The 14,186-nt window shown below is 68.4% G+C and carries 8 protein-coding genes and 1 pseudogene; 1 reads left to right on the top strand and 8 read right to left on the bottom strand.

The window, feature by feature from the left end:
• Window positions 1-270: 270 nt before the first annotated feature.
• The 7 genes and pseudogenes from ACQHIV_RS15080 to sigJ all read right to left on the bottom strand — a co-directional run bounded on the left by ACQHIV_RS15080 (window position 271) and on the right by sigJ (window position 8,053).
• Complete coding sequence (locus tag ACQHIV_RS15080; protein WP_427894742.1) at window positions 271-402, bottom strand: hypothetical protein; 132 nt, start codon at window positions 400-402, stop codon at window positions 271-273.
• 436 nt (window positions 403-838) lie between these two features.
• The gene (locus tag ACQHIV_RS15075; protein ID WP_427894740.1) at window positions 839-3,049 is read right to left on the bottom strand and encodes a DUF222 domain-containing protein; all 2,211 of its coding nucleotides are present in this window, start codon (window positions 3,047-3,049) and stop codon (window positions 839-841) included.
• A gap of 435 nt (window positions 3,050-3,484) precedes the next feature.
• A complete protein-coding gene (locus tag ACQHIV_RS15070) occupies window positions 3,485-4,720 on the bottom strand; it encodes a M20 family metallopeptidase (RefSeq protein ID WP_427896498.1) in 1,236 nt (411 codons plus the stop codon).
• A 23-nt stretch (window positions 4,721-4,743) separates the two neighbouring features.
• Window positions 4,744-5,463, bottom strand: a complete 720-nt coding sequence (locus ACQHIV_RS15065; RefSeq protein WP_427894738.1) for an NAD-dependent epimerase/dehydratase family protein — start codon at window positions 5,461-5,463, stop codon at window positions 4,744-4,746.
• A gap of 76 nt (window positions 5,464-5,539) precedes the next feature.
• Window positions 5,540-5,680, bottom strand: a pseudogene (locus ACQHIV_RS15060) (NAD(P)H-binding protein); the annotation flags it as partial.
• A 47-nt stretch (window positions 5,681-5,727) separates the two neighbouring features.
• Window positions 5,728-7,137 (bottom strand): serine hydrolase domain-containing protein, encoded by a 1,410-nt coding sequence (locus ACQHIV_RS15055; protein ID WP_427894737.1) that lies wholly within the window; start codon window positions 7,135-7,137, stop codon window positions 5,728-5,730.
• 52 nt (window positions 7,138-7,189) lie between these two features.
• On the bottom strand, window positions 7,190-8,053 hold the full coding sequence (gene sigJ / locus ACQHIV_RS15050; RefSeq protein WP_427896496.1) for an RNA polymerase sigma factor SigJ: 864 nt from the start codon (window positions 8,051-8,053) through the stop codon (window positions 7,190-7,192).
• Window positions 8,054-8,130: 77 nt separating this feature from the next.
• On the opposite strand from sigJ, the gene ACQHIV_RS15045 reads away from it, so the two are divergent.
• Entirely contained in the window at window positions 8,131-8,499 is a 369-nt protein-coding gene (locus ACQHIV_RS15045; protein ID WP_380198383.1) for a DoxX family protein, read from the top strand.
• Window positions 8,500-8,523: 24 nt separating this feature from the next.
• Here ACQHIV_RS15045 and pulA read toward each other — a convergent pair whose 3' ends face one another.
• The gene (gene pulA / locus ACQHIV_RS15040) at window positions 8,524-14,169 is read right to left on the bottom strand and encodes a pullulanase-type alpha-1,6-glucosidase (protein ID WP_427894734.1); all 5,646 of its coding nucleotides are present in this window, start codon (window positions 14,167-14,169) and stop codon (window positions 8,524-8,526) included.
• Window positions 14,170-14,186: the final 17 nt, after the last annotated feature.

Raw genomic sequence — 14,186 nt, 5'->3', positions numbered from 1 at the left:
CAGCCGTCGAACCTCCTGCGCCAAGCACGGACCTCCAAAGGCCCTCAATCCAGCCGTCGACGCCTCCGCCACCGGCGCCGGCCCAGTCGAACCGCGAGGCCCCGGTCTCGGCTGAGGCACAACACGTCGGGCCATGACCGCAACCAGAGCAAGACTCGCTACCTGTTAGCCCGCCGCACAGACAGCGAGCCCACGACCCAACTACCGCAGCGGCCCGCCCACACGCTCCCACCTCGGCACCCGCGCCGCCCCGCCCGCAAGCCGTCGAGCTCACCCGCCCACAGGCCGCTGTCCGGCCACCGGGATCGCAGTACGCCCGCTGACCACCATCGACAACAACATCACGAAGCCGTCGGACTGCTCCAACTGCCGCACCTCGGACCCGGCGCTAGCTGACTCCAACTGACGCTCCTCGCGCCGGGCGCCAGCTGACGAACAGTGTGCCCACGACCGCACGACTCCTCGACAACGCCGGCCCGGCGCGCCTCGCGTACCGCGAGACCACAACCCAAGCCAGCAGTTGCTGCGGCGCGCCCGGCAAGCCGTCGAGCTTGCCCGCCCACAGGCCGCTGTCCGGCCACCGGGATCGCAGTACGGCTCTTGACCACCATCGACGACAGCACCACGAAGCCGTCGGACTCCTCCAACTGCCGCCCCTCGGCCGCGGCGCTGGCTGACGAACAGCATGCCCAGCACTCCGGGACTGCTCGACGACGCTCGCGTGTCGCGGAGCCGTTCGTTGTCGAACGGCGCGTCGCCGAGCAGTTCGTCGCGCAGCCGTCTGGAGCGGTGAAGCCCTCGCGCTCGGCACAAGAATCGCGGGCACACCGGTCCGCCGTCAGCCGGAACCCAACTCGATGGTGACGAAGGGCGGCGGATCGGTCATGGGTCCGGTCGGCGCACGCTCGCCCCACACCGCGAAACGAGCCGCATCAGTCAGGGTGGCTTCATCAGCCTTCCACCGACTCCTCCGCGCAACAGGCACGGCCGTATCGCCCCAGAGGTCGGCTGGCGGCTCGTTGGGTTCGACGGGTCTGGGTCTGCTGTCGGACCGCTCAGACCAGGCGGGCACGGCACCCGGCGGCTCAGGCGTATGCGCCACTCCACCGGACGACTGCTCCGATCGAACGGACGTTGCAGCCGCAGGCCGGCTGGAGCCAGCTCCCGCGAGTCGCGCGGGATACGCACCTGCACGCCGGGCAGAGTCCGCTCCCACAGGTCGCGCGAGGACGTCATCCGTAGATCGGGCAGGCTCCGCCGCTGCTACTCGGGTGGAGTCAGCGCCTGCGGGTGGCCCGAGATGGGTACCCGTGGGTTGGGCAGACCTTTCCCGTGCAGGTCGCGCGAGGATGTCATCCGTAGATCGGGCAGGCTCCGCCGCTGCAGCTCGGGTGGAGTCAGGGCCTGCGGGTGGCTCGAGATGCGTACCCGTGGGTTGGGCAGACCTTTCCCGTGCAGGTCGCGCGAGGATGTCATCCGTAGATCGGGCAGGCTCCGCCGCTGCAGCTCGGGTGGAGTCAGCACCTGCGGGTGGCCCGAGATGCGTACCCGTAGGGTGGGCAGACCTCTCCCGTGCAGGTCGCGCGAAGGGTTCTCCCGTAGGTTGGGCAGACCTCTTGCCTGCAGGTCGCGCGAGGGATCCACGCGTAGGTTGGACAGGCTTCGCCCTTGCAGGTTGGAGCGGGGATGAGTCCGCAGCTCGGGTGGAGCCGACACCGGTCGATCGTGCGAGGCATCCACCCGCTCGCTGGGCAGAGTCCGCCCGTGCGGGTTGCGTGGGACGCGTATCAGCTGGTTGGGCCGAACCTGTTTCTGCGGGTTGGGGGAGGTTTGTGTCCGGTGGTTGGGCGGCACGTACGGCGGTGGTGTCGGCCCAGGTGGGGCGGGCTACCTGGACCTTGCCGTTGGTGATGGTGATGTGCCAGCGGCCGTTGTGGAGGTCTACGTGGTGACGGCGGCACAAGAGGGTCAGGTTGTTGAGGGCTGTGGGTCCGCCGTCGAGCCAGGAGGTGAGGTGGTGGGCGTCGCACATGACCGGGGGTGCTGCGCAGACGACGCAGCCTCGGTCGCGGGCGATGAGGGCGTGGCGGATGTGTCGGGTGACGAGGCGTTCGCGGCGGCCGACGTCGAGGGGTTCGGAGTTGGAGCCGAGGACGAGGGGGATGACGTTCGCGTCGCAGGCCAGGCGTCGGATGGTGGCGGCGGAGAGGTCGTCGCTGTAGACGGTTTGGCCGGTGGCGTGGGCGGTGGCTGACTTGAGGTCGTCGAGGTCGATGGTGACGGTGATGTTGGCTTTGGCGCCGTGGCCGGCGGTGTCGGTGTCCCAGGCGTTCGAGGCGACCGTGAGCGCGGTGGTGAGGGCGTCGGCCTGGCGTTTGTCGCGGGGGCGGGGGTCGTGCTCGCCGTCGACGGTCTTGTGGGGGCGGGCACCGGCATGCACGATCGCGCGCAGGAGGTCGGCGTTCTCGTTGGCCAGGTAGCCGCGGATCTTCACGCCGTTCTCGGCGGTGCTCAGGGTGAGGGATTCGCGGGCGTAGGCTCTGTGTTCGTCGGGTTCGGGGCCGTCGGCGTCGATCCGGTCGCATAGGTGTTTGGCGGCGGTGCGGAGTTCTTGCGGGGTGTGGGTGGGGACGAGGCCGACCAGTTGGTGTTCGGTGACGTCGAGGGTTTCGACGGGGACGCGGGCGCGGACGCGTTCGAGTTCGGTGATGATCGCGGCGGCGTGGCCGGTCTGCATTTGGTGGACGGTGCCGTCGGTCGACTGGATGCCGTCGGTGAGGGCGGTGTTCACGGCCTGGTACCTCGGGAGGGCGCGGGCCAGGCGGACGTCGCGCCAGACTTCCGCGCGGTCGCGGCGGTGGCGGACGGTGAGGAGTTCGACGGTGTCGCGGGCGCCGACTTCCTCGGGCAGGCCGTCGGCCTCGCAGCGCGCGATGAGTTGCAACTCGACGGATCGCAGGCGGGCGATCTCGGCACGGACCTCGTCCAGGGCAGGCAGCACCTCGTGGTTGCCGATAGCAACCACTGTCCGTCCGCCGAGAATGTCCATGCCGATGACTGTAGCCGGTGGCTCCGACAGTTTTCAAAGCCGAGAACCCCTTATTTTCAAGGGGATTTGTTATCCACAGATTTGGGGGTAGCTGGCGGTCGTCGTTCCCGTTCGGCTGTGGAAATCTCTCATTCCGACACCAGTGCGCAGACGGGTGCTACGTCCTAAGTATGAAGAGCCAATCTCCTGCACACGGTGGCGGCGGCACATCCGCTAGGTGACTACGAGCCGCCCGTCGGTCTCGCTGAAGGCGACCGCCAGATCGGGCGGCCCGGCGAGCACCCCATGACTTTGCTGTCGACGTGCTCTTGGCCTCTCTCGAGGACAGGCGTTAGACGACGCCCGCCATACGGCCTATGCCTCAAAGTGGCCAGCGGAAAGGTGGCAGGTGCTGCGTGTCGGGTAACGAGGACATCCAAACCACGTCGCAGCAGGTCACGACGGGTTGAGGAGGCGGAGGGCGATCAGGGTGTAGGCGCGGGCTGCGGTGACGAGTTCTGCGATGGCTACCGACTCGTCGGCGCGGTGGGCTTGGGTGGTGACCGAGCCGGGGCCGAGGACGACTACCGGTACGGCGAGGTCGCGGGCGATGTAGCCGCCGTCGCAGGCGGCGGTCCAGCCGGCGAGGGGGAGTGGTGGGCCGCCGGCGTCGAAGCGGGCGGCCTCGGTGATGCGGACCAGGTCGTGGTCCTCGGGGGTTTCGAAGGCGGGCATCTCCATCGGCATCGAGAGGTCGACGGTCAGGCCGCGGTCCTCCAGGTGGAGGGCGGCGACGCGGGCTCGCAGGTCGGCGAGTACGTCGGCGGGGGACTCGCCCGGGAGGAGGCGGCGGTCGGCGACGACGACGCATTCGGCGGGGACGATCGAGCCGCCGGTACCGCCGTTGATCTGGCCGACGCTCCAGGTCGCCGGGCCGAGCAGGGGATGGGGTGTTTGGGCGAGTTCGGCGTGCAGGCGTTCGATCTCGGCGACGACGGCGGCTGCGCCGTAGATCGCGTTCGCGCCGCCGTCCGGGTTGCCCGCGTGGGATGCGCGACCGTGGACGGCGACCTGCAGGTACGAGTCGCCTCGCGCCGCGATGATCGTCTGCAGGTCGGTGGGTTCGGCCGTGATGCACCCGACGTACCGAGCCGTGGTCGAGGCCGGGGCGGTGGTTGGGTCCGAGTTATCCACAGCCGCGTCCTGGATGGCGGCCAGGTAGGCGCGGATGCCTTTGCCGGTTTCCTCTTCGTCGACGACCGCGGCGAGGTCTACCGGGCCGCTGAGGGTGGTACCGCAGAGCGCCGCGAGCGCGGCCAGTCCAGCGGCTAGGCCGCCCTTCATGTCGGAGGCGCCGCGACCGTAGATCCGCCCGTCGCGGACGAGGCCGCCGTGCGGGTCGACCGTCCAGCCGTCACCCAGCGGTACGACGTCCGTGTGGCCGAGCAGCAGCAGGCCGGGACCGTTGCCGCCGGCAAGCGATACGGTCACGTTCTCCCGGTCCGGCTCGACGGTGGCGGTTGTCACATCCAGCTCGAGGTCGCGTGCCGCCGCGGTGAGGACGGCCACCGTGGCGGCCTCCTCGCCGGGCGGGTTCTGCCCGGGGGCGCGGAGCAGGGCCTGGGTGATCCGGACCAGCAGTTCCTCGTCGATGCGGTCCAGCACCTTCTGTTCAGCGGGCGTCAGGCTCATGCCCACCCACCTTAGAGGGCCGCTCAGAGGCCGTTGCGGAAGCCCTCGCGCCACGAGGCGTACCCGGGCTGCCAGTCGAACGTCGATTTGGCGAGCGCGTTCGACGCTCCGCGGATCTCGGTGAAGGCGGCCACGCCGACGTCGCCGACGGCGAGCCGCCCGATCCAGGACGGGATGTGCCGCGGTGCCTTCGCGCCGAGGATCTTCGCGAACTCCGGCAGCCAGACCGCCGCCTGCGCCGGGTCGTCGTCGGCGACCTGGTACACGCCGGTGACGTCGCTCTCGACCGCCTTCACGGTCGCGGCGGCCGCGTCGTCGTAGTGGATGAACGACCAGACGCCGGTGCCGTCGCCGATGATCGGCAGCCGGCGCTTCTGGATCAGTTCCACCATCGAGCCACCCTTGCCGAGGTCGGCGGTCGGGCCGTAGAAGTTCGCGTACCGGAGCGCGACGCCCTCGATGCCGTCGGCGTTCAGTACGGCGGACTCGAGGTGCTTGATGCCGGCCATCGTCTGCCGTTGCGCGGGCGCCGGGGCCGGGTCGAGCGGGTCGGCCTCGGTCTTGGTGGCGGAGCCGCCGTGCTGCAGGTTCCAGCCGGCGTACGACTGGACGACGAACCGTCGTACGCCGGCAGCTTGGGCGGCGGCGATCAGATTGTCGACACCTGTCGTCCGCAGCTTGTTCGTGAGCGCGAAGCTGTCGTCGAAGTGCTTGAAGTCGATCCCGCCCTTGAGCGCGGTCATCTGATGGACGACCACCGGGGCGGACCGACAGTACGGCGGCCCGGACGGCGTCCGCGTCGAGACCGTCGGCGAGTACGACGTCCGCGCCGAACGCCCGGACGCCGGCCGCGCCGGACTCGGACCGGATCATCCCGGTCACCTCGTGCCCGGCCGCGACCAGCTGCGGTACCAGCGACCGGCCCAGTCCGCCGGTCGCTCCTGCCACCAAGACCTTCATCTCGTCCTCCGTCGTCGATGATTACGACCCGGAGGACACGCGCCGCCTCAGCCTTGTGACATCTGCTCCGAAACCACGGTGAACTCGGTCGGCCCGAACGACACGTTGAGCTTCCCGTCGACCGTCATCACCCCGTCCGCGACCCGGCAGCCGAGGGTCGCGAGGAACGGTGTCTCGACCCAGCGGAACGTCGCGACGAACGCGTCGCCGTCGCCGTACGCGCTGGTCAGGATCCGCTCGCCGGTCTCGGGGCCGGCGTCGGCGACCGTACCCGGCGCCTGCCGCTCCTGCCACGGGCCGGCGGCGCTGACGAGCTCGTGGGTCCCGCCCTGCGGGTCCTCGAACGTGAACGTCCCGGTGCCGTCGGCATCGAGCCGTACGGCGGTGAGCCCGGCCGGGTTGCGGCCGGCGAAGCGGTACGTCCGGCCGTCGCCCGGTGGGGGAGTGGCGCCGGTCGGCGGCGGTAGCTCGAGCTGCTCCGGGCGCGGCGTTACCGGCACCTCCTTGCCCTCGAGCGCCGGCAGCAGGTAGTCCCACGCGGTGTCCAGGATCGCCTGCATGTCGCCGGTCGCGCTCGTGGTGATCAGCACCGCGTCGTACGCCGGGAACACCAGGATGAACTGCCCGAACGCCCCGTCCGCGCGATACGTGCCGTGCCGGCCACGCCAGTACTGAAGTCCGTACCCCTGCTTCCAGTCCGGATTCGCCTCGCTGTCGTTGGGGACCTGCTTGGACGTTGCGGCCTCGTACCATTCCGCCGGGACGAGCTGGCGGCCTTCCCACTCGCCGTGCTGCAGCATGAGCTGTCCGAAGCAGGCGAGCGACTCGGTGTTCAGGCTGAGCCCCCAGCCGCCGACGGTGATGCCCTCCTTCGACACCTGCCAGGTCGCCTCGGTGGCGCCCAGCGGCTCGAACAGCCGCGGGCGCAGGTACTCCAGCAGGTTGCCGCCGGTAAGGCGCTGCACGATCGCCGACAGCATGTACGTCGCGCCGCTGTTGTAGACGAACACACTGCCGGGCTCGTGCTCGACGTCGAGGCCGAGGAAGATCTTCACCATCCGGCGGTCCCGGCTGAGCGCCTCGACGGTGTCCTTGGAATGGCCGGTGGTCATCGTCAGCAGGTGCCGGACCTTCATGGCGGCCAGGTTCTCGCTGATCGTCTCCGGCAGCTCGTCCGCGCCGAAGAACGAGATGACCGGATCGTCGATCGTCAACAGTCCTGCGTCGACCGCGAGGCCGACCGCTGTCGACGTGAAGCTCTTCGACACCGAGAACAGCAGGTGCCGGTCGTCGAGCCGGTACGGCGCCCACGCGTCCTCCAGGACCACGTGGCCGTGCCGCACCAGCATCACTGTCTGGATCTCCGGCTGCCCGGCGTCGAGCGCTCCGACGAAACTGTCGAGCGCGGCCGCGGACAGACCCTGGGCTTCTGGCGTACTCCGGGGAAGTCTGCTCACCCCCAGCACGCTATCTCCCCGCGCCGACAGACGGGCGGTCGTGAGCGCGCCGTCAGGGCTGGAGATGGGTGAGCTTGTCCGGGTTGACGACTCCGTGGATCGTCGACACCTGACTGTCGGCAATCGTGAACGACCAGATCGCGACCGTCCGGTCCGTTCGGTCGAGCATCCGGAGCGCCGGCTGGCCACCGACGTGCACCACCTCGACAGTCAGCGGTCCGAGACCCTTGAGTCGTGCCGAGTCCACACCGGTGAACTTGCGGAACGAGCCGATCACCAGGCGGGCGATGTTGAGCGCGCCCTGGACGGGCCGGGGGAATCCGCCGTCGCCGATGAAGGTGGCGTCAGGGGTGAGGACCGCGACCAGCGCCTCGAGGTCGCCGTCCTCGGCCGCGGCGACGAACCGGCGGAGCAGCTCGTCACGTTCCCGCGGTGACGGATCGAAGCGCGGTCGATCGTCGGCAATCCTGCGACGCGCGCGGACCGCGAGCTGGCGGCAGTTCGCGGGGGTCTTGCCGAGGATCCCGGCCAGCTCGTCGTACGAGTAGCCGAACACGTCGCCGAGCAGGAACACCGCGCGCTGGTCGGGGGAGAGCCGCTCGAGTACGACGAGAAACGCCGTCGACAGCGAGTCCGAGAGGGCGGCCCGGTCCGCGAGGTCGACGTACTCGTCCACAGCCGGCTCCGGGAGCCACGGGCCGAAGTACTGCTCCCGCTGCCGCCGCGCCGAGCGCAGCTGGTCGATCGCCAGCCGGGTCGTGACCGTGGTGAGGAACGACTTGGGCGAGGTCACCTCGGGCTCGCGGTGCAGCCGCAGGTACGCCTCCTGGACGACGTCCTCCGCGTCACCGAACGTTCCGAGCATCCGGTACGCGATCGACAGCAACAGCGGTCTGAGTTCCTCCATCACATCCATCTCAGACGATCGAGTCATCCTCTCTGTGACAGTGTCGCAGTGTCACAGACCGGATGGCCGGATCGTCTGCAATCCGCATGAACACAATCGTCTGGATCTTCACCGGCGCGCTGGGCGTGGTCTTCACGATCTCCGGCGTACTGAAGGCCACCATGTCCCGGGCACGCCTGATCGCCACCGGTCAGACCGGGATCGCACCGTTCCCGATGCCGCTCGTGCGTACGGTCGCCGTCTGCGAACTGCTCGCGGTCGCCGGCCTGTTCGCGCCGTGGTTGAGCGACAGAGCCCGCGTCCTCACCCCACTCGCCGCGGTCGGCCTGTGCGTGGTGATGGTCGGCGCCGCGACCTCCCACTCGTCCCTGCGTGAGCCGCGGTCCACGGCCGCCAACACCGTCCTCCTGGCGCTGGCGGCCTTCGTCGCCGCGGCTCGCTTCGCTGCGCTCTAGTGCTGGAGCTCTAGTGCTGGAGCTCTAGTGCTGGACCAGTACGGCGACAGTCCGCGGCGGCACGGTCGCCGTACCGCTGCCGGCCGACCAGGTCGTCTGCTTGACCACCTGGTCGGACCCGGAGGCCTGGACGGGGGAGAGGGTGAGGTTGGCGCCGGTCAGGCCCGGGATCTGCTGGGTGACGGCGGCGTTGGTGGAGTTGAACACGACCACGACCCCCTTCAGTGCCGGGTCCACGTCCGGGCCGACCGTGTCGTCGATCCGCATCGTGATCACTCCCGGCGTCGTACCGCTGACCGGGAAGCTCAGCTTCTGGTTGATCAGCGCGGCCGACCCCAGCCGGAACAGCGGTGTGGAGAACCGCAGCTTCAGCAGATCGCCGGCGGCCGCCGAAGCCGTCGCCACGTCACCCGCCGACGGCTTCAGCGCCGGGTTGGCGAGCAACGGCTTCATGAACGGCCACTTGGCCTGGTTGTCGGCCTTCGGTGGCAGTCCGTGCCCGAAACCGTTGTCCGCGCCGGTCCAGTCCAGCGTGTTGAACCAGTCGCCGGAGTCGTACGAGTTCCGGTCCAGCGACTTGCTCCGCAGCAGGTCGGCCCCGGCATGCCAGAACGACGGCGTCTGCGCCAGCGCGGTCGTTGCCAGCGACAACGTGTTCATCCGGATCCGGTCCGCCATCGGCAGATCTGTCGGGAGCTTGTACGTCAGTGTGTCCCACAACGTCTCGTTGTCGTGGGCATCGACGTACGTCACCACCTCGTCCGGCTGGTCGGCGTACCCGGCCGGTGAGCCGTTGTAGTCGACCTGGTCACCGCGGACCTCGGCCCCGGACGCCACCGACCTGAACGTGAACGACCGCAGGTTGCCCGCGAGCCCGAGTTGTACGAGGTCCGTGTCGTGCGCGAGCCGCTTCGCACGGTCGGCCGGCGTACCGTTGACGGCCGCGCCGTTCGGGTCGCTCGCCTCGCCGGAGCCGAAGCCCTGGACCCGCGGGTCGTCGTCGAACGGCCCGCCGCCGCGGACGGCGTCCCGCAGCCGGTCGGAGAACGTGCCGATCCCGGTGCCGCCGAGGTTGCCCTGCCGGGCCTGGACGAACAGCGCGTCGTTCGCGACCTCGCCGAAGTTCCAGCCCTCGCCGTACAGGTAGATCGACTTGCCGTCGACACCGTCCTTGGCGAGCGTCAGCTTGTCCAGCGCGGCCCGGATCTTGAGCATGTTGGCCTTCGTGTGGTGGCCCATGAGGTCGTAGCGGAAGCCATCCACGTGGTAGTTGCGCGCCCAGCTCACGGTGCCGTCGACCATGATCTTCTCGGCCATCGCGTGCTCGGTGGCGATGTTGCTGCAGCAGGTCGAGTTCTCGACCTTGCCGGTCGCGTCGAGCCGCTGGTAGTACCCGGGCACAATCCGGTCGAGTACCGACGTCGGGGCCTGACCTGCGGCGGGCGTGTGGTTGTAGACCTGGTCCAGTACGACGCGCAGCCCGGACTTGTGGATCGCGCCGACCATCGTGCGGAACTCGGCCACCCGTGGCAGCCCGTCCTTCTGCGTTGCGTACGAGCCCTCCGGCGCCAGCCAGTGGAACGGGTCGTAGCCCCAGTTGAAGCCGTCCTTGGCAGCTACAGCGGTCACGCAGGCCTGCTGCTGGTCGGAGTCGGCCGGCATGGACTTCAGGTCGCACGCCGGTGTCTGCTGGCCGGTCTCTGGGATCGAAGCGATGTCAAAGGTGGGTAGTAGGTGCACGGTGTTGAGCCCTGCTGCGGCCAGCGACCGCAGGTGCTTCGTGCCGTTGCCGTTGTCGGCGAAGGCCAGGTACGTACCGCGGTGCGCTACCGGCACGGTGCTGTCGTTGATGGAGAAGTCCCGCACATGCAGCTCGTAGATGGTCGAATCGACGCCCCGGGCGAGCTTTGGTGACGGGGTGGTTGACCACAGCGCCGGCTTGCCCGCCGGGTCGTTCAGGTCAGCGGCCACCGAGTAGGTCGAGTCAGTGGTGAGGGCCACCGAGTACGGATCCGTGACAACGTTCCGCTCTACCTTCCCAGTACTGGGCGAATAGACCGTGACCTCAAAACGGTACGAATCGTCCTTCCAAGAGCGGGGCCCAGTGATGGCCCAGGACCCATCTGAGTTGCGGTGCATCTGCACAGCACTTCCGGTGACAAGTAGGCGGACGTTCTGGGCTGTGGGCGCCCAGACGGTGAAGGTCGGTTTGCCGGCCTGCCATGTGACGCCGTACGAGCGGTTGACCGCAGTGCTGTAGACATCGTCGAGCACACCGGGGATCTGTACGCCGGTGGCATCCAGCAGTCGGCCTGTGTCGTCGTACTGCGCCAGACCGAGCTGCCCGGTCAGGATCTTGCTGACATCAGCATGGTCCAGCCGCAGTGTCGTGTACCCGGGCTTCACCTCCGTCGGGTCGTAGCGCAGTGCCGTCGACGAGCCGCCGATGTCGTCCGCGTCGACCTTCAGCGAGCCGGTGTCCGACCAGTGCAGCCGCCAGCGGTACCGCTCCGGGTGGTCGACGGCAGGTACGGCGAGGGTGTCGCGGTTGAGCCAGTACGCCTTCGCCTGGCCGAGGTCCGGCTGTGCGCCGGGCTTGGACGTGGTCACCGTGAGCTGATGGGTCGCGAGCACGTACGAGAACGTGACGACCAGCCCGTCGCTCGGTACCGAGACCGGCACGTTCTGCGCCGGGTAGCTCTCGTCCCAGGACAGGTTGTGCGCGACCTTCGCCTCATAGTTGCCCGCCTTCAGTTCGCTGGTGGACCAGGTGTAGGTCCCGTCACCGTCCTCGTCGGTCAACCAGGGTCGCATGCAGGACGGATCCCAGTCGGTAGGGCAGCCCAGAGCAGTCTGGAACGAGCCAGGCACCGTGATGATCGGCCCCTCCGCGCTGGACGTGACGTAGTGCCGCCCGTGCTCGTAATAGAACGTGACAGGCCCGCTAGGCGCCGTGTAGGAGATGTTGGCGCCGGTAGCGACACCGCCGGCGCCGTAGTTCTCGTCCCAGCTCTTGTTGACGGCCGCCTTGTACGCGTGCTCACCGGCCGGAATCGTGTACGTGCCCTTCCACACGTTGTCTTTCGGGTCCAGCTTCAGCTGCGCCTGGTCGCAGTCCGGTGACCAGTCCGCGGCACAGCCCATCTCGCTGTTGTGGTCACCCGGCACTGACACGTTGTTGGGCTGTACGACGGGCCTGGTCGAGCCGCCGCCACCTCCCGGCGCAGCAGCGTCGCCCACCACGCCGTACGAGTCGGAGACCGAGTAGTTGCCCGAGGTGTCCCGCAGTACGGCGCGGTACTCGAGCAGCGTGCCCTTGGCCAGCCCGCTGACGTCCTGGAAGACGCGGTACGGCGCGTTGTCGTCAGACCCGAGCCGCTTCCACGCCGTCGTACCCACGGGGCGGTAGCCGAAGGTCACGGTGGCCGGTGTGTTCTCGGGGACCGCAGCCGCGATCTCAGCGCGCCCACCGACCGTCGCGCCGAGCTCAGGTGAGCTCATGTACACGTTAGGCGCCTTGGCACGCGGCGGGACCTTGTTCTGCGCTTGGTACACCGTCACGGACAGGGGCGCCTGGCTGACGACAACACGGCCCTCGCGGTCGGTCTTGACGGACTTTGAGCCACCGTAGACGGGCTTGAGCCAAGTGTTCGGGCCGTACGTCGGTACGGTCGCGGACGCCGCGGTCTTCGAGTTGTTCGACACCACCAGGTACTCGACGTTGTCGCTGCCCAGCCGACTGAACGCGTACAGCCCGTTGCTGTTGGACGAGTACCGGTTCACCTGCCGCCCGTCCGATAGCGCCGGGTACTTCGCCCGTAGCTGCGCCAGCGCGGCGATGTGCTTGTACATGGGCGCGTTGACGTCGTACCGGTCCTTGCTGCCGATCGTCGTCGTACCCGTGCCGTCAACGACCTCATCGTCCGCGTAGTCCGCCGTCTTGGTGGCGAACATGTCCTGCCGCGCGTCCTTGTCGCCGCCGGCGCCGGTGAAGCCCTGCTCGTCTCCGTAGTACACGACTGGCTGTCCACGGGTCAGATACATCAAGGAGTGCGCCAGCTCGTCCCGTGCGAGCAGTTCCTGCCCTGAAGCACCACTTTGCTTCAAGAACGTGCCTACCCGCCCCATGTCGTGGTTGCCGAGGAACGTGGGCAGCTCGTAGGCGTTGGAGTCCGTGTCGGTGTAGTAGTCGTCGTCCGCGTAGAAGTCCTGCAGCTTCGTACTCGGGTCGCCCTTCGCATACGCCACCGCGTTCTGCTGGAACCCGAAGTCCAAGGTCGCCTGCAGGTCGCCCTTGGTCGTGTACGTCGACATGAACTGCGGGTTGGCGTCGTACACCTCGCCGAACATGAAGAAGTTCTTCGCTCCCGCCCCGCGCGCCGCGGCCAGGATCGCCGGCGAGAACTTCTGCCAGAACTCGATGTTGACGTGCTTCACGGTGTCGATCCGGAACCCGTCGATCCCGAACTCGGCCCAGGTCTTGTAGACGTCGATCATCCCGTCCCGGACCTTCGGCTGCTCGGTGAACAGGTCGTCCAGCCCGGAGAAGTCGCCGTACTCCGCGCTCTCACCGGCGAACGTCGAGTCGCCGCGGTTGTGGTACAGCGTCGGGTCGTTCAGCCAGGCCGGCACCTTCACGGTCTCGTCGGCCTTGCTGTGGAAGATCGGCACGTTCGGGAACGACGTGTTCTTGTCGAGCGTCGGGAACGTGTCGCCGGCGGCGTACTGCTTGTCGTCGAAGACGTTGCCCTGAGCATCCTTGTACGGAACCGCCGACTTCGGGATGTACCCGTGGTTGCCGGACTGGTAGTCGATGACGTCCGCGGTGTGGTTGGTGATGATGTCGAAGAAGACCTTCATGCCCTTGCGGTGCGCGAGGTCGATCAGCCGCTTCATGTCCGCGTTGGTGCCGAGATGCGGGTCGATCTGCGTGAAGTCGGTGATCCAGTAGCCGTGGTACCCGGCGCTCACGTCGGCGCCCGCGCCCTGCACGGGCCGGTTCTTGAACGAAGGGGTCAGCCAGATGGCCGTCGTACCCAAGGACTTGATGTAGTCGAGCTTCTGGATCACACCGGCCAGGTCGCCGCCGTGGTAGAAGCCCTTGTCGGTCGGGTCCAGCCCGGTCTGCAGCCGGTCGCCGGTGAGGCCGCCGGAGTCGTTCGACTTGTCGCCGTTCGCGAACCGGTCCGCCATCAGGAAGTAGAAGCGCTCCTTGGTGAGCCCCTGCCGCAGGCTGGGCGTTGCGAGCGCCTTGTCGGCAGCCGTCACTGTAGGGCCGGCCAGGTCGACCGGCTTGACCGTCACGACGTGGCTGGTGTCGTTGTAGCTGAACTGCAGCCTGGCCGGGCCCTCGATCCGCAGCGGGATGTTCTGGCCGTTGAGGACACCGCCCGCGCCGTAGTTCTCGTCCCAGCTCTTGTTGACCGTGACCTTGAACTCGTACGACCCCGCCGGTACGTCGAAGACCTTCGTGTACGGCGCACTGCTACCGAGACTGGTCGCGTCGCAGCCCGGGTCCCAGTCGCCCGGACAGCCCAGCTCGCTCTGCAACGATCCGGCGACTGTGATCACCCGCTGCTCGGCCGCTGGAGCCGGTGTCGGCGTACCCAGTCCGAGTACCACTACCGCGGCCGCGGTGAAACCTGCCGCCCAACGCCTGAACCCGCGCATCACGCACCCCTCCCCGC

The organism is Kribbella polygonati (assembly GCF_050320105.1).
Lineage (GTDB): Bacteria > Actinomycetota > Actinomycetes > Propionibacteriales > Kribbellaceae > Kribbella.
Note: the sequence above shows the minus strand (reverse complement) of the source record. Positions and strands in the feature narration are given on the sequence as shown.